The organism is Enterococcus sp. NPDC086594, assembly GCF_044746145.1.
Classification (GTDB): domain Bacteria; phylum Bacillota; class Bacilli; order Lactobacillales; family Enterococcaceae; genus Enterococcus_D; species Enterococcus_D entomosocium.
Window position 1 is genome coordinate 235,817 of the sequence record NZ_JBIVBP010000004.1, and the last position, 18,278, is coordinate 254,094.

Sequence of the window (18,278 nt, forward strand, 5' to 3'; positions counted from 1 at the left end):
CCTGCCTTTGCAGGCTGCTGCATTGGTTGGTCGTGTGTTAGGACAGGTACAAAGTATTTTTGTAAGTGTAGAAAAGAAGGAGGGATGCGCAAGATGATTGAAGATAGCCGACAACGGGACCACTATTACGACATGCTGATTGAAAAAAATTCCCAATATGAAGGGATTTTTTACGTTGGGGTAAAAACCACCGGCGTCTTTTGCCGTCCCACCTGCCCAGCGAAAAAACCGCTCAAAAAAAATTGCGAGTTTTTTCAGACGGCACAAGAAGCGTTGCTGGCGGCGTATCGTCCCTGTAAACGATGTCGCCCGCTCAGCTCACCTAGCCACTTATCCCCTGACGTGAAAAGCCTGGTGGAAGCCGTGGAGAGTAACCCAGAGAAAAAGTGGACCGACAAAGATTTTGAAGCACTAGCGATCCATCCCAATACCGCACGCCGACAATTTAAAAAATATTTTGGCATGACCTTTATCGAATATTCCCGTGCACGCCGTTTAGGGTTAGCGTTTAAGCAGATTCGTGAAGGAGAACCGCTGATCCAAGCACAATTAGAAGCCGGCTTCGATTCTGGCAACGGCTTTCGAGATGCGTTTTCCCGGATTATGGGGGAATTGCCTTCCAACAGCCGCGAAAAAACGATTCTTTCTTCTGCTTGGCTTGAGACCAAGCTGGGATCGATGCTGGCAATCAGCGACCAGCAGCAGCTTTACTTGTTAGAATTCGTGGATCGCAGAGGGCTAGAAACGGAAATCGCTGTTTTGAGAAGCCGCTTGAATGCAGTGATTATTCCGCAGCAAACGGCAATCATTCAGCAACTCAAGCAAGAACTGACGGAATATTTTGCAGGAAATCGAACTGTTTTCACGATTCCAATTGCATTGATCGGCTCCGATTTTCAGAAAGCCGTCTGGCAGCAGCTGTTGGCGATGAAGATTGGAGAAACATACTCCTACAAACAATTGGCACAGCGAATCGGCAATGAAAAAGCCACCCGAGCTGTTGCCAACGCCAACGGAAAAAATCAATTGGCGTTGATCGTTCCATGTCACCGTGTCATCAATAGTGATGGTAGTATCGGCGGCTATGGCGGCGGTGTCGAACGCAAAAAGTGGTTGCTGGCTTTGGAAAAGCAGGTCCAGCCGACTGTAAAGATTTGAAAAAGAGATAACTATGCGTAGGAATCAGCGCTTCATCGATCAGTACATGGAATGGATCGAATCCTCTTCAGTAAAATATATATTTAGCGGAACTTATGGAATCTTTCATGAGTTCTGCTTTTTTATTAGATTTGAAGGGGACATAGAGAAAAGGTGGGACCTTCGTTAGTGTCTAACCGTTCTTAACCTCTATAAAAATAAGCATTGAATGATTTTCTTAAACAACCAAAGCATATCTTTTTACAACTTACAAAAAGTAAGTTATGATTATCTCGAATTCGAAATAAAGAGGTGAGGAAAATGGCGCATCAAGAAGAAGCGCTCAAAGCGTACATCGGTTTGCTGCGTACGGCGAGTCGTTTGGAACAAGTGGCAAAAAAAGATGTTCGTTGTTATGGCTTAAATATTACAGAGTTTTCTGTACTGGAATTGCTTTACCATAAAGGCACCCATACGACGCAAGCCATCAAGGAAAAAATTTTGATCGCCAGCAGCTCGACAACCTATGTAGTCGATCAATTAGTCAAAAAAGGCTGCGTGCGCCGGGAACCTAGCCAAGAAGATCAACGGGTAACTTACGTCAGTATTACGGAAGCAGGCAGGGCATTGATGGAGAAAATTTTTCCCAGTCATGCACAAAAGATTGCGGCGAGTTTTTCCGAACTCAGCAGTGAAGAATTGCAACAATTAAAAACAATTTTACGAAAAATAACTTACGATCAGAAATGAGGAAAAGAAAATGAGAAAACAAGATCAATTATTAGGGGTACACCATGTGACGGCCATGACAAGTGATGTGGAACGGAATTACCATTTCTTTACGGATGTGTTAGGGATGCGTTTAGTGAAAAAAACCGTAAATCAAGATGACATTTATACGTACCATACCTACTTTGCGGATGATTTAGGGACACCGGGAACGACCATGACGTTCTTTGATTTTCCCAATACCGCTCGCGGCAGCAAAGGAACCAACTCGATCACCCGCACCAGTTTCCGAGTACCCAGTGATGCTGCCCTTGATTATTATGCCGCACGCTTTGATGAATTTGAGGTAAAACACGAAGCAATCACCACCGAATTTGGGAAAAAAGTGTTGCGCTTTTGGGATTTTGATACGCAAGCCTATCAATTGATCTCTGATGAACACAATACTGGCGTGAAAGCTGGTACCCCTTGGAAAAAAGGACCGGTTCCTACTGAATTTGCGATTTATGGCTTAGGTCCTGTCGAAATGTCTGTTTCTTACTTGGCAGATTTCAAAGGGCTGCTGGAATCCGTTTTTGATTTCAAAACCATTGATCAAGTAGACAATCGCTATTTGCTAGAAGTCGGTGAAGGCGGCAATGGCGCTCAAGTCGTTTTAGTGGAAGATACCACGAGCCCGCAAGCACAACAAGGCGATGGCGAAGTGCATCATGTCGCTTTTCGTTTAGCTCACCACGACTCATTAGCAGTTTGGCAAGAAATCTTTGATAACTTGGGATTGGCCAACTCCGGCTATGTGGATCGCTACTATTTTGAATCCTTGTATGTGCGCATCGGCCATATTCTTTTTGAACTAGCGACAGATGAACCAGGGTTTATGGGGGATGAGCCGTATGAAACATTGGGTGAATCCTTATCATTGGCACCATTTTTAGAAAATCGCCGTGAATACATCGAAGGAGTCATCAAACCCTTCAATACAAAACGCGCCTAAGGAGGCACATAGTATGCAACCCATTCAACAGATCCACCATATTTCAGCCATCGTAGGCGATCCGCAAACGAACGTTGCCTTTTACCGTGACGTGTTGGGGTTGCGCCTCGTCAAACAAACCGTCAATTTTGATGATCCCTACACGTATCATCTTTATTACAGCAATCAAGCGTTAGAAAATGGGACCATCATCACTTTCTTCCCTTGGGCAAATGCCCATCCTGGACGAGTAGGAAGCGGACAAGTCGGCACGATCGCCTTTCGTATTCCTAAAGGTAGCAGTGCCTATTGGCAAGAACATTTGGCGAAACATCAAGTAACTGTCCAAGAAAGTACATTGTTTGACCGGCCAACTTTAGAACTTCATGATCAGCATGACCTGTCTTTGGCGTTAGTCGAATCCGAAGAATCGGCGGAAACACCAGCGATTGTAGGCTTTCATGGGGCCGTCTTGCTTTCGGCACAACCAGAAGCGACCATTCAAACGTTGGCAGATGATCTAGGACTAAACATTTTTAACAAAACAGAGAAAAGCACCCATCTTCATACCGCAGGCACCCTCGCTCATGAGATCGTCGTGCCCCATGAAGCACTGCCAGCAGGACGCTGGGGTGTCGGCACCGTCCATCACATCGCGTGGTCTGTGCCAACGGAAGCAGTGCAAAAAGAGTGGCAAGAATACTTGTACGATCAAAGATACGGAGTCACTGAAATCAAAGACCGCAATTATTTCAAAGCCGTCTATTTCCAAGAGCGGGGCAACATCGTCTTTGAGATCGCAACAGAAACCCCGGGCTTTTTCGTTGATGAACCGTTGGAAACGTTAGGACAGCAGTTGATGTTGCCAGCCCAATTTGAAAGCCGTCGTGCAGAGATCGAGGATCGCTTGCCAGACTTATCGGTTTAGAAAAAAGGAGACGCTGTATGCACTATTTAGATCCCAAGGATTTGACCCAACGAGAAAATTATAAGCTACTGATTGGCTCCATCATTCCACGGCCAGTGGCAGTGGTCAGTACGCAATCAGCCGATGGTATCGTCAACATCGCCCCATTTAGTTTTTTTAACATCGTCAGCTCAGAACCTGTGATCCTCTCGTTGGCTATCCAGCGCAAAGAGGGGGAACTGAAAGACACCGCCCGCAATCTGTTGGCGACGAAAGAAGCCGTCGTGCATATTTTGGATCAAACAAATGTCCAAGAGGCCAATAAAACCGCGGCATTATTGCCCGCAGACCAAAGCGAGTTGACGGTTTCTGGATTTACCACAACGACATCGAAAATGATTGCCGTTCCTGGCTTGAAAGAAGCCAGTGTCCGCTTAGAAACGATTCTGCATCAGCACGTACCCATCAAAAAAGACCAGCAGACCACTGCCGATCTCTTATTGTTGGAAGTCGTCGGCTACCAGATTGCAGAGGATGTCTATCAAGACGGCAAGATCGATCCCCGTGCCTTACAAGCAGTCAGCCGGCTAGCGGGAAATTCTTACGCAACGATTGGGGAGATTTTCGATATCAAACGACCAAGTTAAAGGAGGAACTTCGATGAAAGCAATCTACCAACAAGGAGCAGCCGACGCACCAGTTTTGGTGCTGCTCCACGGCACCGGTGGCGACGAACAGTCGCTGCTAGAAGTAGGCAAAGCCCTTGATCCCCAAGCGTCACTATTAGGTATTCGCGGCAATGTCTTAGAAAACGGCATGCCCCGTTACTTCAAACGCCTAGCTGAAGGGGTGTATGATGAAGCCGACTTAGCACTTCGCGGCGACGAATTAGCCGATTTTATTCGGCAAGCCGCCAAAGAATACAACTTTTCGTTAGCGCAAGTGGTACTGGTGGGTTATTCCAATGGCGCCAACATTGCCATTCGCTTATTACTAAATGATAGTGACCACTTCAAAAAAGCGATCCTCTACCACGCCATGTATCCAGTCGAGAATGTACCGACGAATTCCTTGCCTGACACTCATGTGTTTATGAGTTTTGGCAGAAACGATCCGATCGTTTCCCTAGCTGACAGTGCTTACGTCCAAGAGATCTTTACCTCGCGGGGGGCAGTCCTTTCAACCGTTTGGACCCCGAGTCATCAGTTAACGTATGAAGAAGTTGAACACTCGCGCACGTGGTTGACCAAACAATAAAGCAGTGCCTATTTCCTAATCAAACAGCGATCCTGCTGGTTGGTTAGGTTTTTTTGTTTCACGTGAAAACATTGAACAGAGAGTAGATCAGCTCCACCAAGATATGCTTTACATTAGTTCTGTTAGTATGGGTGGTTTTTATATTCTTAAAGCTTCTAGATTATAAGGTAGCTTGTTATCTCTAACCTGTTTAAGTTAATAACATGAATTATTCCTAAAAAAAATGGTAATACAATTTAATAAAACACATAATGGAAAATGAGTTTGGTGATGATCAAAACCAGTTAGGGATTATACCTAGCTGGTTTTTTTAGTAAGGAAGCAAATTTGTTGATAGTTCCTTTATTTAACAACGTTGATTGTTGTATCGGTGAATAGTGAGTGACTTGTGGTTCTTTAGATACCAAGACTCAAAAACCAGTGAACCTACTTGTTAAAAATAACATTAAGGTCGTTCCCTTGATGGATTTCAATACCTTTATCAATTGGGTTATTAATTGATAATCATTGTTTTGGCGCCATTTTTCGTATTTAAAGATAACAAAGACATTTTTATATAAAAACAAAAAATTGTTGACAGACAAAATGAAAGCGTTTATATTGGATATGTGGTTACTACCAGTTGAGAGTAAGGGGAGGACATAAGATGCTTGGTTTGGTTTTAACAGGTCATGGGGAATTTGCGCAAGGGATGGAAAACGCGCTTGCGATGATTGCAGGGCCGCAAGAACAGTTTCTAGCAGTGCCGTTTTTAGAGGAAAATCCGTTAGCTGACTTTGAAAAAGAGTTGCAAGGAGCAATCGATCAATTAAAGGAAACCTGTGATGGGGTCGTGATTTGTGCAGACCTTGTGGGCGGGACCCCTTTTAATGTTGCAATGACCGCTGCCAATGAGGACCCGCAAGTCGAGGTCATCGGCGGCAGCAATCTACTGATGCTAGTGGAAGGTTCGTTGACTAGATATACGGCAACTGATCCAGAGCGTTTTTGTCAAGAACTGGCAGAGATTGGCAAGAGCGGTATTTTTCACGGAAAGATCAAAGGCCATGAGGAAATCAATGAGGAAGAAGGGATTTAACGATGTGGGAAATGATCTTAGCAGCCTCAATCGTGGTGCTTGTTTTTCTCTTTCTCTTTTTGGCGGTCTCATCTTTCTTGAATGGGAAACATCTGAAAAAGCAAAAAGGCTATTTCGCTGAATTGCAGCAGTCCTTGAAAAAGGGACAGAAAATCAAATTGTACGGCGGCATTATTGGGGAGATTCAAACACTGGGGAAAGAGACGGTCGATCTAAGGGTGAAATCGGGAACGGTGATCGAAGTAGAACGCAGTGCGGTTGCAGAAATCATGCAGTAAATAGAAGGAGGACATATTTATGGGAGAACCAAATATTTTGTTGACGCGAATCGACAATCGGTTGATTCATGGGCAAGTTGCCACACAATGGAACGGTACGTTGGGGGCAAATCTAATTTTAGTGGCAAACGATAAGGTCGCCAAAGACAAAGTCAGACAAGGGTTGATGGATATGGCGGCGCCAGCTGGCGTCCAAACGAGGTATTTCTCGATTCAAAAAACCATCGAGATCATTCATAAAGCATCGCCAAAACAAAAGATTTTCATGGTGGTTGAAAATCCTCAAGATGCGTTGAAATTAGCTGAAGGTGGGGTGCCGATCAAGAAACTCAACATTGGGAATATGCATATGTCAGAAGGGAAGAGACAGGTTGCTACAACAGTTGCCGTCGATGAAGCAGATGTCAATGCCTTTAAAAAACTGAAGGAAATGGGGGTGCAATTAGTGATTCAGCGGGTTCCAACGACACCTGTTGAAGATGAAAAGAAATTATTTCAGTGATGCAGAGGTAAGGAAGGAGAAAGAAAATGGATTACACGATTTTTCAAATCATTTTAGTCTTCATAGTTACATTCATTGCCGCAATCGATCAATTTAGTTTTTTAGAATCATTGTACCAACCCATTGTTACTGGGATGGTTATCGGACTTATTCTTGGAGATCTTCAAACCGGCTTGATCGTTGGTGGAACGTATCAGTTAATGACGATCGGCAATATGCCGGTGGGCGGCGCGCAACCGCCAAATGCGGTGATTGGCGGAATTATGGCAGCAATCTTAGCGATCACGCTGCAGCTGGAACCGACAGTAGCGGTTGCTACGGCGATTCCGTTTTCTTTGCTGGGGCAATATGGGGTGACGATTATCTTCTCACTAATGTCGCCAGTGATGTCAAAAGCTGACCGCTACGCCCATGATGCCAATACGAAGGGCATTGACCGGATCAATTATTTAGCGATGGTGGGACTTGGAACGATCTTCGGCTTGATTGTGGTCTTATTCTTTATCGGCGGTGCTGCCTTCGGGAATCAGGCGGTCGCAGCGATCCCTCAATGGTTGATGGGTGGGCTCGGCGCAGCTGGGGGCATGATGCGGTATGTCGGTTTTGCGATTTTACTAAAAGTGATGGTTTCCAAAGAAATGTGGGGCTTCTTCTTTATGGGGTTTGGTTTAGCCACGATCGTAATGGCGGCACCTTCCTTGCAAGGACCAGCCTTGATCATTCTAGCCTTTATCGGTTTTGCATTAGCCTTTTGGGATTATCAAATCCAGTCCAAATTTAAAGTAGCAACAGCCAATACCTATGATTTCGGAGGCGATGAAGATGGCATATAATATTCCCGATTCTTATAGCGAACAAGCGCCCGCAGAACAACTGGATAAAAAGACCTTGAACAATATGGTTTGGCGTTCCTTATTTCTACAAGCCTCTTTCAACTATGAGCGAATGCAAGCAGGAGGCTGGTTATTCAGTATTTTACCTGGATTGAAAAAAATCCACAAAAATGAAAAGGACTTGGCTGCTTCAATGAGCCATAACCTAGAGTTTTTCAATACTCATCCATTCCTCGTGAACTTTGTGATGGGGATCATTCTATCGATGGAACAAAACAAAGCCGATATTCCCATGATTCGGGCAGTGCGAGTCGCCGCGATGGGACCGCTAGGCGGGATCGGGGACGCGTTATTCTGGTTCACTCTGGTACCGATAACAGCTGGTATCACAGCCAATATGGCGATCAACGGCAACATCGCTGCACCGTTTATTTTCTTACTGGTATTCAATGCGGCCCAATTTGGTTTACGGTTCTTCTTGATGCATTGGTCCTATCGTTTAGGGACAGATGCGATTGGGATCTTAACGGAAAATGCCAAAGAGTTCACCCGAGCAGCGAGTATTTTAGGGATTTTTGTTGTCGGTTCCTTGACCTGCGTGTATGGGGCGACGTCTTTGGATATTCAGATCCCTAACGGTACTACCAATGAAGTGACACAAGCGACGACGATCGTGGATGATCAAGCAGCCATTGCCGCTTACGAAGACATGCTGTATACCACGGATGAGAATGGACAATTGACCGACACACTGCAAGAAAATGCGGCGGTCAACGAATTGGCTAACGGCAAATATGAATTGACGTTTAACAAAGTCAACGAAGTGCCCGTGACGATCGATATTCAAAAAATCCTCGATGGGATCTTGCCGCAAGTGATTCCATTGACCATCACACTGATGCTGTATTTCTTCTTATCAAAACGCGGTTGGACGCCGTTGAAATGTATCGCTTTGCTGCTAGTGATCGGCTTGATCGGTTCTGGCTTTGGTCTGTATCCATCCATTTGGCCGCAATAAGCAAGCTAGCAGAAGAAACGGCGCAAACCGTAGGAGGAGTTTTGCTAAGCAAGCAAAAGCTGACTTTTTAGCTTAGCTCGTGCTGGCAATTGGTTCATTTTCCTACGTGAAGAGATGCAAGCTCAGGAAACAGAGCCCCTGTAGACGATTGTTTGACACGCTTATCGGGAAATAGTACACTCGTTATGTGGTAGTAACCAGTTTGGAGGGGCTTATGAATATCAATAAAAATCGACAACCATTATACGATCAATTGTTAAATTTACTGATTGAAAAAATCGAAAATGAAATGGAAGCAGACACGATGCTTCCCTCAGAAAGAGAACTGTCAAAGCGCTACGGGTTAAGTCGGACCACCGTTCGCTTGGCACTACAGGAGTTAGAAAAATTAGGCTATATTTATCGCCAACATGGTAAAGGAACCTTTGTCTCGGATATCCGCAAGCAGGCAACCAATTTATCGGGTTCCTATAGTTTTACCGAACAGATGAAAGCACTGGGGAAACAACCGGAAACTAGAGTATTGGCATTCAAAAAAATGGAAGCGACAAAATATTTTGCCACTCAGTTGCAAGTTTCCATTGGCGAGCCGATCTACAAGTTAAAACGATTGCGTCTTGCTGATGGCCAACCGATGATGATCGAGCGTTCTTATCTGCCCGTCAAGCGCTTCATGAATTTAACGAGTGAGATGATCGAGCAAAAACCATTGTACGATATCTTCCATGAAGATTTTCATCAAGTGATCCGCCTAGCGGACGAAGAATTTTTTGCCAGCATTGCCAGTGCGAAAGATGCGGCATTGCTAAAAATCCACGAAGGTGCGCCGGTGTTGAACCTGGTACGCAGCACGTTCAATATTGAAAATGAAGTGATCGAATACACCTTGAGTGTTGCTCGAGCAGACCAATTTAGATACAAAGTCCGCCACTTGCGTAACGACGAGTAGCGCATTTCCTAGACAGTCTGAAATGATCCGCTCGAGCAAAGAAAAGGTGTGTATTCAAAACCAGTGAGGTCGAGGAAGTTTGCCCTTTGGGTGATCGCTAAGTATTCATCCAAGACAACGCTCCTCGTACCGTCACTGGGAATACATACTGGAAAACCAGCAGCTAGGAGGAAGAAAGATGTTTCAACTGTCAACAAAGGAATTAGCAGAATTAGGTGCGGAGATTACAACAAGAGAAATCAAACAACAGCCAGAACTGTGGCAAGAAACCTTGACGATCTATCAAGAAAAGCAAGAGGCGATCGCGGCTTTCTTACGTACTATCAAGCAAAAGACGGACAAGCGAATCCGCGTGGTCTTCACGGGTGCGGGGACATCGCAATATGTTGGAGATACGATCGTTCCTTACTTGAATAAGAACGGCGCAACGGTGGATTATCTTTTTGAAAGTATTGCTACGACGGATATTGTCGCTGCTCCAGAACAAGTTTTATTTGCGGATGAGCCAACACTGCTCGTTTCTTTTGCTAGAAGTGGCAATTCACCAGAAAGTTTAGCAGCGGTCAAAATCGTCGATCAATTCGTTGCCGACAGCTATCATTTGACGATCACTTGTGCAGCCGACGGATCTTTGGCACAACAAGCTGCCGCTGATGAAGCGAGTTATCTGTTATTGATGCCTGAGAGGTCAAATGATGCTGGATTTGCGATGACGGGAAGCTTTTCTTGCATGGCCCTTTCGGCACTGCTGATTTTTGACCAGACGCCTCTGGCGGAAAAAGGGCATTATGTTGAAACCCTTAGCCGGTTGGGGCAAGAAGTGATCGATAGAGAAACAGAACTCCAAGTACTGACGGACCGTTCCTTTAAGCGAATCGTTTACCTTGGTTCAGGCACGTTGTCGGGGTTGACCAGGGAAGCACAGCTAAAAGTATTGGAACTGACTGCGGGAAAAATCGCCACCGTGTTCGATTCTTCGATGGGCTTCCGTCATGGACCGAAATCATTCGTAGATGATCAAACCCTCGTCTTTGTCTTTGTCAGCAATACGCCATACACGCGGCAATATGATCTTGATATGTTGGAAGAATTAAAGAGTGACGGCATCGCCGTCGCAGTGACCGCCATCGGACAGCCGGCAGCTGTGAATTTTTCAGGAACAAACTTTTTCTTTCCAGATGACACTTCACTGCCAGATGGCTATCTTACCTTAGCAGACATTGTTTTTGCGCAAACGATCGCACTGTTGGCATCGATCAAAGTCGGTAATACACCGGATACCCCTTCGCCAACGCGTACCGTCAATCGGGTGGTCAAAGGCGTGACGATTCATCCATATAAAAACTAACGATGATTGAGAAAGCCCACCACGAGCACGTATCTTTTCTTGTACGAAGTCGATACGTGCGGTGGTCAATCAGTCGAACGGCTTCATCAATAGACATTTTTATACGTGCTGACAACCGTTTCGCCAACGCTGAAAAAAAGTGAAAGCGGTTGATTCTTTGGCATGGACAAAAAAGGAGGAATTTTAATGAAAGCAACCGTAACGAAAGCCAAAAAAGCAGCGATGGATCGCCTGTCAACGAAAGAAGGAGTGATCGCAGCTTTAGCAATCGACCAACGAGGTGCCTTGAAAAAAATGATGGCAGCACTTGGCGTGGAGGCTGATGCAGAAAAAATCAGCCAGTTTAAAAAGCTAGTCTCACAAGAATTGACCCCTTACGCGTCTTCCATTTTACTAGATCCAGAATATGGGTTGGCAGCTGCGCAAAGTCGTGATCCAGAGGCGGGGCTTTTGCTGGCGTATGAAAAAACCGGCTATGATGCGACTACGCCGGGACGTTTGCCTGATTTATTAGGAGAATGGTCAGTTGAGCGATTAAAAGCAGCAGGCGCCGATGCCATCAAATTTTTGCTTTATTATGATGTAGATGAAGATGCCCAGATCAATCAGTTGAAACACGTCTTTGTGGAACGACTCGGCAGCGAATGCCAAGCCGCTGATCTGCCCTTCTTTTTAGAAGTTCTTTCCTATGATGCTAAGTTGCCTGAAGTCGACTCAAAAGCATATGCGCAACGCAAACCAGAAAAAGTCATCGGATTGATGAAGGAATTTTCAAAACCACAGTACAAAGTCGATGTGTTAAAGGTGGAAGTACCAGTCAACATGAATTATGTGGCAGATTTTGCCAAGGGAGAAGCCGTGCATACCAAGGAAGAAGCCGCAGCGTATTTCAAAGCGCAAAGCGATGCGACGCATCTGCCGTTTATTTTTCTCAGTGCAGGCGTATCAGCCAGCTTATTCCAAGAAACACTGGTTTTTGCCAAAGAAGCCGGTTCAACCTTCAATGGCGTCTTGTGCGGCCGGGCAACGTGGAAAGACGGTGTTGATCCCTTTGTAAAACAAGGGACAGAAGCAGCCAAAGAATGGCTAGCAAGTACCGGAAAACAGCACATCGAAGACTTGAATGAAGTGATCCAAAAGACCGCCACTTCTTGGTGGGACAAAGTCACGGTCGAAGAATAGTTGACAAGAGAAATAGCCAATAATCAGACATCTTAAGGACTTTTGAGAAGAAGTGGTAGGCTTCTTACTTAAGGCTTTAGGGTGTCTTTTTCTAGTGAAAAAAGGTTGATAGTATAACGGATGCTGACCTCATTTAGACAAAAAAAGGTTAGCAAAAAAATTATGAAAAAAAGTCATGGCACTACGGATGATTTATCATAATTTTTTCATATAGACTAAGTTAACTTTGCTAGTTAAAAGAAAATGAAGGCAAGAAAATCAATCCCAAAAGATTTGTTAACAGGTTAAGTCAAAAATCCCTCAAAATCTTTTCTCATTTTTCAACAGTATTGCCAGTAGAAGATCGCTTGATAAAAAAGCCGTTGCTTGCTATTCTGTTCTGTAAATTGACAGAAGGAGATGGCGTATGAAGCAAATGGCAATCAAAGAGAATCCGTTTTTGACGCGTCTGGATTATCAGCGGGCATTGGAAGACATGATCGCTCCTTTGCAAGCAGCAATATTGGCAGATGACTATCCAGGATTGAATCTAGGTAGCAGTGGGGCCGTGTATGACCGAACACGGGCTGAGATGGAAGCGCTTGTGCGTCCTTTGTGGGGGTTGGCGCCTTATTGGAGGATTTGCTCAGATGATCCGTTACGAGCAGCTTATGTGGAAAAAGTGATGGCGGGGACAGATCCTGAACACGCATTTTACTGGGGAAGGATCACGGATTATGATCAATACATCGTGGAAGCAGCCGCATTGTCATTGACTCTTTTATTGCAAAAGGATGCTTTTTGGACAGCGTTGCCGCAGAAGAACCAGCGAAAGCTAGTGGCTTGGCTATCCCAAGCACTTGCGTGCAAGATTCCTAAGAACAACTGGACATTCTTCAAAGTGTTGATTCGCATTGCCCTGTTTCACTGTGGGGAACCGTTGGCAAAAGAAGCATTGTCCCAAGAGTTGGCATTGATCGATTCCATGTACATTGGCGATGGTTGGTACGTAGATGGGAAAACGACGCAGCGAGATTACTATATTCCTTTTGCGTTTCATTATTATGGCTTGATTTACGCTACATTTATGCAAGACGAAGACCCAGAATGGGCACAGCGTTTTAAAGAACGGGCCACCCGATTTGCCCAAGACTTCATCTATTATTTTGATGAAGACGGCGAAGCCTTGCCCTATGGCCGCAGCCTGACCTATCGGTTTGCGCAAGGGGCGTTTTTCTCGGCGCTGGTTTTCGCAGATGTCGAAGCGATCCCATGGGGACAGGTGCGAGGACTACTGGCGAAACACTTGCGCAATTGGATGGCGCAGGAGATTTTCACTTTCGATGGTCGCTTGTCCATCGGATACCACTATGAAAATCAAGTGATGGCAGAAGGGTACAATGCACCAGGCTCGCCTTACTGGGGGCTTAAGACCTTTTTGCTTTTAGCGGTCGCAGAAACGCATCCTTTTTGGCGGGCTGAACCTGAGCCAATCAAGAGAGAGCTGCAAAAACGGATTGAAAAAGGCAATATGTTGCTGGTGCACAATGAAAAAAACCATCATTTGTTGGGGTATCCTGCAGGTTTGATGCTTGAACAGCAAGCGCATGCTCAAGCAAAATACAGCAAATTCGTCTATTCGAGCAAATTTGGCTTCAGTGTGCCGAAAGCCGGCGTCACGTATGCCGAAGGCGCCTTCGATAGCACATTAGCTATTGCTCGAGATGGCAGCTATTTTCGCACGAAGGGCGCAGTCATGGATTATCGAGTGACGGAAAAAGGCGTCTTTTTCCAATGGGCGCCCTTTGAGGAGGTAGTGATTGAAACTGAGATTTATCCCTTTGGTCAGTGGCATGTGCGCGTGCACGAGTTGACGACGACGATTTCGTTGGACCTTCGTGAGGGCGGATTTAGTGTACCGCTGACTGGACGGTTGCCTCAGGCCCAAACAGGACCGATCTGGAGTCGAGTCAGTGAAGGGGGCTTTTGTTCTCAAATCATCAACATCGAAGGCTATCAACAAGCCAGTATTGTTCAGCCAGAAGCCAATACCTCCGTCTTTTTTCCAAGAACCAGTTTTCCATACTTAGCACAACATATTCCGCCCGGGAAGCACCGTTTGATTTGTTTAGTCGGTGGTATCGTAGAAAAAGAAAGGAGCGATCCAAATGATTACGCTAGCAATAAAAAATAAGCAGGACCAGGTGATCGTCGGTCGCATCGACCATGAAAAAGAACCCGCGCCATTTCAAGTTTCTGATGATGATTTGGCCGTATTAGCCATTAAAAACTATCCCTATGAGGAAGGAGATAAGGTCGTTATTGAGGTGACGGGGGAAAATCCGTATTATGTCCTTCAGCTTGATGAAACCTTAGCACCATCATTGATCTATCTTTCCCAATCCACTTGGGAGTATCAGATTCCTTGGACGGAATCTCATCGAAAGTCCTCGGTGGAAACGGCCTTTGCCTCGCAGCGCCATCACCTGATGGTGCGTAAAGCCCATGCGTTTGAGATCACGAATTATCAAAATTTATCCTTCAATGCCCATGATCAAAAGTCAGCGACAGGGGCGTATCCTCATGCTTCAGCGAATGTGGAAACGCGAGATGATTCCGTCTTTTTTGCTAAGAATGCGATTGATGGAAAATATGGCAACCGATCCCACGGGTCGTATCCGTTTGCTTCTTGGGGCATCAATCAGCAAGCCGATGCTGCATTGACCATTGAGTTTGGTCGTCCCGTCTTGATTGATCGGGTTCGCTTCCTATTGCGGGCAGATTATCCCCATGATAGCTATTGGACCAAAGGGACCTTGGTCTTTGCTGATGGAGAAGAGCTGGTGGTGGAAACGACAAATACGGCGTCTTTTCAAGAAGTTCGTTTTCCGAAAAAAGAAACGACTAAGCTGACCTATAAAGAGCTGCAAAAAGCAGAGGATGATTCCCCGTTTCCAGCTCTTACACAAATCGAAGTATTTGGTTGGAACTGTTAAAAAAAAGAGGACAAGAGCATGACAGGTCTGCATTTGTGTGCAGTTGTCATGCTCTTTTTTTTAGGAATCAAGGAAGGAAGGTCGCTTTTTTTGTGCGTTTACGTTATAATGATTTCAGTTAATATGTTAACAAGTTAAGGAGAGGGTAAATATGCCTCTGCAAGAGAACAAACAACGCTTGATCCTGTTAGGAGAAAAAGTGACCGATGTGTGGGTAGCGGATAAAATCACCGCGTGCATCCAACAGATCGAAAAAAATAGTCAGCGCTTTGGCACACAATTTCCTTCAGCCTGTGCCACCAATGGCAAATATCGGCTGAAAGGCAACGATGATTGGACCAATGGCTTTTGGACCGGGATGTTGTGGCTCGCCTATGAGTGGACCAAGGAAAAGAACTTTCTTGATCGAGCTATGACAAATATCGACAGTTTTCAAACGCGTTTAGACGACCATTTTGTATTAGATCATCATGATATTGGTTTTTTATATAGCTTATCTGCCGGTGCGGGCTACAAGATCACCGGCGATGAACACTGCAAGCAAGAAGTCATTCAAGCAGCAGATGTTTTGTTGGCACGGTTTCAAGAAAAGGGGGAATTTATTCAAGCTTGGGGCGCTTATGGCGACCCACAAGAATACCGCTTGATTATTGATTCGCTACTGAACTTGCCGCTTTTATTTGCAGCAACTCAATTGTCGGGAGCGCCTCGCTACGCAGAGGCTGCGAGTAAGCATTATCAGACAGTCCGAAAGACCGTCATCAAGAATGACGCCACCACCTTTCATACGTATTATTTCGATCCTGAGACGGGGCAGCCAAGTCACGGTGCGACGCATCAAGGAAACAGCGACCAATCGATTTGGGCACGAGGGCAGAGCTGGGCGATTTTAGGGCTTCCTTTGAATGAAAGCTACCTGCATAGTCAGCCTTTTCCAGAAAATTATCCGCAGATCGTGGAGGTGTTTTTGGCTCATTTGCCAGCAGATTTGGTGCCGTATTGGGACTTTGATTTTAACGACCAACATCCTGTTGAAAAAGACAGCTCTGCTTTAGCGATTGCGGCTTGTGGCTTGTTGGAAGCAGAGAAAATGGGGGCATATCCCGATGCCCAAAAAATCGCTAAAGGAATGCTTTACCAATTAGGCGAGCAGTATGCAGCGAGCCAAGTGCCAGAAAATGAAGGATTATTGCTGCATGGTGTGTATGCTCATGCGGAAGGCAAAGGCATCGATGAGCCCAATCTTTGGGGTGATTATTTCTATTTAGAAGGATTGATCCGATTGGCATTGCCTGATTGGCAAAGATACTGGTAAAGGGGAAGACGACATGCGAACGTTTGAGATAAAAGAAGATTTTTTGTTAGATGGAAAACCAATCAAATTGATCAGCGGAGCGATCCATTATTTCCGCATGACACCGGCGCAATGGACAGATAGCCTCTACAATCTAAAAGCACTGGGAGCCAACACAGTTGAGACCTACATTCCTTGGAATCTCCACGAACCTCGTGAAGGAGTCTACGACTTTGAAGGAATGAAAGACATCTGTGCTTTTGTAAAGCAAGCCCAAACGCTTGGCTTGATGGTCATTTTACGACCTTCCGTCTACATCTGTGCTGAATGGGAATTTGGCGGGTTGCCAGCTTGGCTGTTAAATGAACCGATGCGGTTGCGCTCAACCGACCCACGCTTCATGGCAAAGGTGCGCAACTATTTCCAGGTCTTGTTGCCAAAGCTTGTGCCGTTGCAGATCACCCATGGGGGACCAGTGATCATGATGCAGGTGGAAAATGAGTACGGCTCTTATGGAATGGAAAAAGCGTATTTGCGCCAGACCAAGGAGTTGATGGAAGAATACGGCATCGATGTACCCTTGTTTACCTCAGATGGGGCATGGGAAGAAGTCTTGGACGCTGGAACATTGATTGAAGACGACGTCTTTGTCACAGGCAATTTCGGCAGTCGTTCCAAGGAAAATGCGGCTGTGATGAAAGATTTCATGGCAAAACATGGCAAAAATTGGCCCATCATGTGCATGGAATACTGGGATGGCTGGTTCAACCGCTGGGGCGAGCCAATCATCAAGCGAGACGGTCAAGACTTAGCCAATGAAGTCAAAGAGATGTTAGCAGTCGGCTCCTTGAATCTTTACATGTTCCATGGAGGTACGAACTTTGGCTTTTACAATGGCTGTTCCGCTCGGGGAGCGCTGGATCTACCACAAGTGTCCAGCTATGATTACGATGCTTTACTGACAGAAGCAGGAGAACCTACCGACAAATACTATCATGTACAAAAAGCCATAAAAGAAGCCTGTCCCGAAGTGTGGCAAGCCAAACCACGGACCAAGCAATTAGCGGCATTAGGAACCTTTCCCATCGAAAACAGTGTCTCATTATTGGCTATCAAAGATCAGCTGATGGCACCGCAAGAAAACATGTATCCACTAACAATGGAAACTGTCAGCACAGGCTACGGCTATTTGCTCTATTCGGTTCAGTTAAAAAACTATCATCGAGAAAACAAATTAAAAGTGGTAGAAGCTAGCGATCGGTTGCATATTTTTACCGACGGCCAATTACAGGCGATCCAATACCAAGAAACGCTAGGTGAGGAGCTGTTGATCCAAGGGACACCAGATAAAGAAACCATCGAGCTAGATGTCTTAGTAGAAAACTTAGGGCGCGTGAACTACGGGTTTAAATTGAATGGGCCTACACAAGCCAAAGGCATCCGTGGGGGCATCATGCAAGATATTCATTTCCATCAAGACTATCGTCATTACCCATTGACGCTTTCCGCAGAGCAGCTACAAGCCATCGATTATCAAGCAGGAAAAAATCCGACACACCCCTCCTTTTATCAAACGACCTTCACGCTGACAGAGGTAGGAGATACGTTTATCGATTGTCGTGGGTATGGGAAAGGCGTCGTTATCGTCAATGGCATCAATCTTGGTCGCTATTGGCAACGTGGCCCCGTGCATTCCTTATACTGTCCGAAAGAATTTTTGAAAAAAGGCAGCAACGAAGTCGTGGTATTTGAAACCGATGGCGTTGAGATCAAGGAACTCGTTTTCTGTGATCAACCTGTCGTAGAATAAAAAAATAG

18 protein-coding genes are annotated in these 18,278 nt (G+C 45.4%); all 18 read left to right on the plus strand.

The genetic code is table 11. The features are described from left to right. Positions 1-93: 93 nt before the first annotated feature. The 18 genes from ACIPK1_RS08835 (at position 94) to ACIPK1_RS08920 (ending at position 18,270) form a co-directional block, all read left to right on the plus strand. Positions 94-1,158, plus strand: coding sequence for a bifunctional transcriptional activator/DNA repair enzyme AdaA (locus tag ACIPK1_RS08835; protein WP_016619575.1), 1,065 nt, complete (start codon positions 94-96; stop codon positions 1,156-1,158). A 300-nt stretch (positions 1,159-1,458) separates the two neighbouring features. After that, entirely contained in the window at positions 1,459-1,887 is a 429-nt protein-coding gene (locus tag ACIPK1_RS08840; RefSeq protein ID WP_016611544.1) for a MarR family winged helix-turn-helix transcriptional regulator, read from the plus strand. 10 nt (positions 1,888-1,897) lie between these two features. After that, positions 1,898-2,860 (plus strand): ring-cleaving dioxygenase, encoded by a 963-nt coding sequence (locus ACIPK1_RS08845; RefSeq protein WP_016611543.1) that lies wholly within the window; start codon positions 1,898-1,900, stop codon positions 2,858-2,860. Positions 2,861-2,873: 13 nt separating this feature from the next. Continuing rightward, positions 2,874-3,767, plus strand: a complete 894-nt coding sequence (locus tag ACIPK1_RS08850) for a VOC family protein (protein ID WP_301387526.1) — start codon at positions 2,874-2,876, stop codon at positions 3,765-3,767. 17 nt (positions 3,768-3,784) lie between these two features. Continuing rightward, entirely contained in the window at positions 3,785-4,393 is a 609-nt protein-coding gene (locus ACIPK1_RS08855; protein ID WP_086332884.1) for a flavin reductase family protein, read from the plus strand. Positions 4,394-4,406: 13 nt separating this feature from the next. After that, the gene (locus tag ACIPK1_RS08860) at positions 4,407-5,003 is read left to right on the plus strand and encodes an alpha/beta hydrolase (RefSeq protein WP_086316771.1); all 597 of its coding nucleotides are present in this window, start codon (positions 4,407-4,409) and stop codon (positions 5,001-5,003) included. Positions 5,004-5,649: 646 nt separating this feature from the next. Continuing rightward, complete coding sequence (locus ACIPK1_RS08865) at positions 5,650-6,081, plus strand: PTS sugar transporter subunit IIA (protein ID WP_400450544.1); 432 nt, start codon at positions 5,650-5,652, stop codon at positions 6,079-6,081. A gap of 2 nt (positions 6,082-6,083) precedes the next feature. Further along, positions 6,084-6,359 (plus strand): preprotein translocase subunit YajC, encoded by a 276-nt coding sequence (gene yajC / locus ACIPK1_RS08870; RefSeq protein ID WP_121260316.1) that lies wholly within the window; start codon positions 6,084-6,086, stop codon positions 6,357-6,359. 19 nt (positions 6,360-6,378) lie between these two features. Next, positions 6,379-6,861 carry a PTS N-acetylgalactosamine transporter subunit IIB gene (agaV, locus tag ACIPK1_RS08875; RefSeq protein WP_061053601.1) on the plus strand — a complete coding sequence of 161 codons (483 nt, stop codon included), beginning with the start codon at positions 6,379-6,381 and terminating at the stop codon, positions 6,859-6,861. Positions 6,862-6,887: 26 nt separating this feature from the next. Beyond that, complete coding sequence (locus tag ACIPK1_RS08880; RefSeq protein WP_400450546.1) at positions 6,888-7,694, plus strand: PTS mannose/fructose/sorbose/N-acetylgalactosamine transporter subunit IIC; 807 nt, start codon at positions 6,888-6,890, stop codon at positions 7,692-7,694. After that, on the plus strand, positions 7,684-8,712 hold the full coding sequence (locus ACIPK1_RS08885) for a PTS system mannose/fructose/sorbose family transporter subunit IID (RefSeq protein ID WP_008376454.1): 1,029 nt from the start codon (positions 7,684-7,686) through the stop codon (positions 8,710-8,712). The genes ACIPK1_RS08880 and ACIPK1_RS08885 overlap by 11 nt, the downstream gene beginning before the upstream one ends. 214 nt (positions 8,713-8,926) lie before the next feature. Beyond that, positions 8,927-9,661 (plus strand): GntR family transcriptional regulator, encoded by a 735-nt coding sequence (locus tag ACIPK1_RS08890; RefSeq protein WP_016619581.1) that lies wholly within the window; start codon positions 8,927-8,929, stop codon positions 9,659-9,661. A gap of 178 nt (positions 9,662-9,839) precedes the next feature. After that, positions 9,840-11,009, plus strand: coding sequence for an SIS domain-containing protein (locus ACIPK1_RS08895; protein ID WP_301387538.1), 1,170 nt, complete (start codon positions 9,840-9,842; stop codon positions 11,007-11,009). A 186-nt stretch (positions 11,010-11,195) separates the two neighbouring features. Next, positions 11,196-12,191, plus strand: a complete 996-nt coding sequence (gene lacD, locus ACIPK1_RS08900) for a tagatose-bisphosphate aldolase (protein WP_301387539.1) — start codon at positions 11,196-11,198, stop codon at positions 12,189-12,191. Between the two features lie 406 nt (positions 12,192-12,597). Then, complete coding sequence (locus ACIPK1_RS08905) at positions 12,598-14,364, plus strand: DUF2264 domain-containing protein (protein ID WP_301387541.1); 1,767 nt, start codon at positions 12,598-12,600, stop codon at positions 14,362-14,364. Continuing rightward, entirely contained in the window at positions 14,339-15,166 is an 828-nt protein-coding gene (locus tag ACIPK1_RS08910) for a hypothetical protein (RefSeq protein ID WP_301387542.1), read from the plus strand. Before ACIPK1_RS08905 ends, ACIPK1_RS08910 begins: the two co-directional genes overlap by 26 nt. Positions 15,167-15,317: 151 nt before the next feature. Further along, on the plus strand, positions 15,318-16,481 hold the full coding sequence (locus tag ACIPK1_RS08915; protein ID WP_400450550.1) for a glycoside hydrolase family 88 protein: 1,164 nt from the start codon (positions 15,318-15,320) through the stop codon (positions 16,479-16,481). A gap of 13 nt (positions 16,482-16,494) precedes the next feature. Then, positions 16,495-18,270: a beta-galactosidase family protein gene (locus ACIPK1_RS08920; RefSeq protein ID WP_301387544.1), complete on the plus strand. Its 1,776-nt coding sequence runs from the start codon at positions 16,495-16,497 to the stop codon at positions 18,268-18,270. Positions 18,271-18,278: the final 8 nt, after the last annotated feature.

What these genes read in the sequence shown, in the direction of transcription:
- ACIPK1_RS08835 (WP_016619575.1), top strand. Translation starts at nt 94, where the DNA reads ATGATTGAAGATAGCCGACAACGGGACCACTATTACGACATGCTGATT.
- ACIPK1_RS08840 (WP_016611544.1), top strand. Translation starts at nt 1,459, where the DNA reads ATGGCGCATCAAGAAGAAGCGCTCAAAGCGTACATCGGTTTGCTGCGT.
- ACIPK1_RS08845 (WP_016611543.1), top strand. Translation starts at nt 1,898, where the DNA reads ATGAGAAAACAAGATCAATTATTAGGGGTACACCATGTGACGGCCATG.
- ACIPK1_RS08850 (WP_301387526.1), top strand. Translation starts at nt 2,874, where the DNA reads ATGCAACCCATTCAACAGATCCACCATATTTCAGCCATCGTAGGCGAT.
- ACIPK1_RS08855 (WP_086332884.1), top strand. Translation starts at nt 3,785, where the DNA reads ATGCACTATTTAGATCCCAAGGATTTGACCCAACGAGAAAATTATAAG.
- ACIPK1_RS08860 (WP_086316771.1), top strand. Translation starts at nt 4,407, where the DNA reads ATGAAAGCAATCTACCAACAAGGAGCAGCCGACGCACCAGTTTTGGTG.
- ACIPK1_RS08865 (WP_400450544.1), top strand. Translation starts at nt 5,650, where the DNA reads ATGCTTGGTTTGGTTTTAACAGGTCATGGGGAATTTGCGCAAGGGATG.
- yajC (WP_121260316.1), top strand. Translation starts at nt 6,084, where the DNA reads ATGTGGGAAATGATCTTAGCAGCCTCAATCGTGGTGCTTGTTTTTCTC.
- agaV (WP_061053601.1), top strand. Translation starts at nt 6,379, where the DNA reads ATGGGAGAACCAAATATTTTGTTGACGCGAATCGACAATCGGTTGATT.
- ACIPK1_RS08880 (WP_400450546.1), top strand. Translation starts at nt 6,888, where the DNA reads ATGGATTACACGATTTTTCAAATCATTTTAGTCTTCATAGTTACATTC.
- ACIPK1_RS08885 (WP_008376454.1), top strand. Translation starts at nt 7,684, where the DNA reads ATGGCATATAATATTCCCGATTCTTATAGCGAACAAGCGCCCGCAGAA.
- ACIPK1_RS08890 (WP_016619581.1), top strand. Translation starts at nt 8,927, where the DNA reads ATGAATATCAATAAAAATCGACAACCATTATACGATCAATTGTTAAAT.
- ACIPK1_RS08895 (WP_301387538.1), top strand. Translation starts at nt 9,840, where the DNA reads ATGTTTCAACTGTCAACAAAGGAATTAGCAGAATTAGGTGCGGAGATT.
- lacD (WP_301387539.1), top strand. Translation starts at nt 11,196, where the DNA reads ATGAAAGCAACCGTAACGAAAGCCAAAAAAGCAGCGATGGATCGCCTG.
- ACIPK1_RS08905 (WP_301387541.1), top strand. Translation starts at nt 12,598, where the DNA reads ATGAAGCAAATGGCAATCAAAGAGAATCCGTTTTTGACGCGTCTGGAT.
- ACIPK1_RS08910 (WP_301387542.1), top strand. Translation starts at nt 14,339, where the DNA reads ATGATTACGCTAGCAATAAAAAATAAGCAGGACCAGGTGATCGTCGGT.
- ACIPK1_RS08915 (WP_400450550.1), top strand. Translation starts at nt 15,318, where the DNA reads ATGCCTCTGCAAGAGAACAAACAACGCTTGATCCTGTTAGGAGAAAAA.
- ACIPK1_RS08920 (WP_301387544.1), top strand. Translation starts at nt 16,495, where the DNA reads ATGCGAACGTTTGAGATAAAAGAAGATTTTTTGTTAGATGGAAAACCA.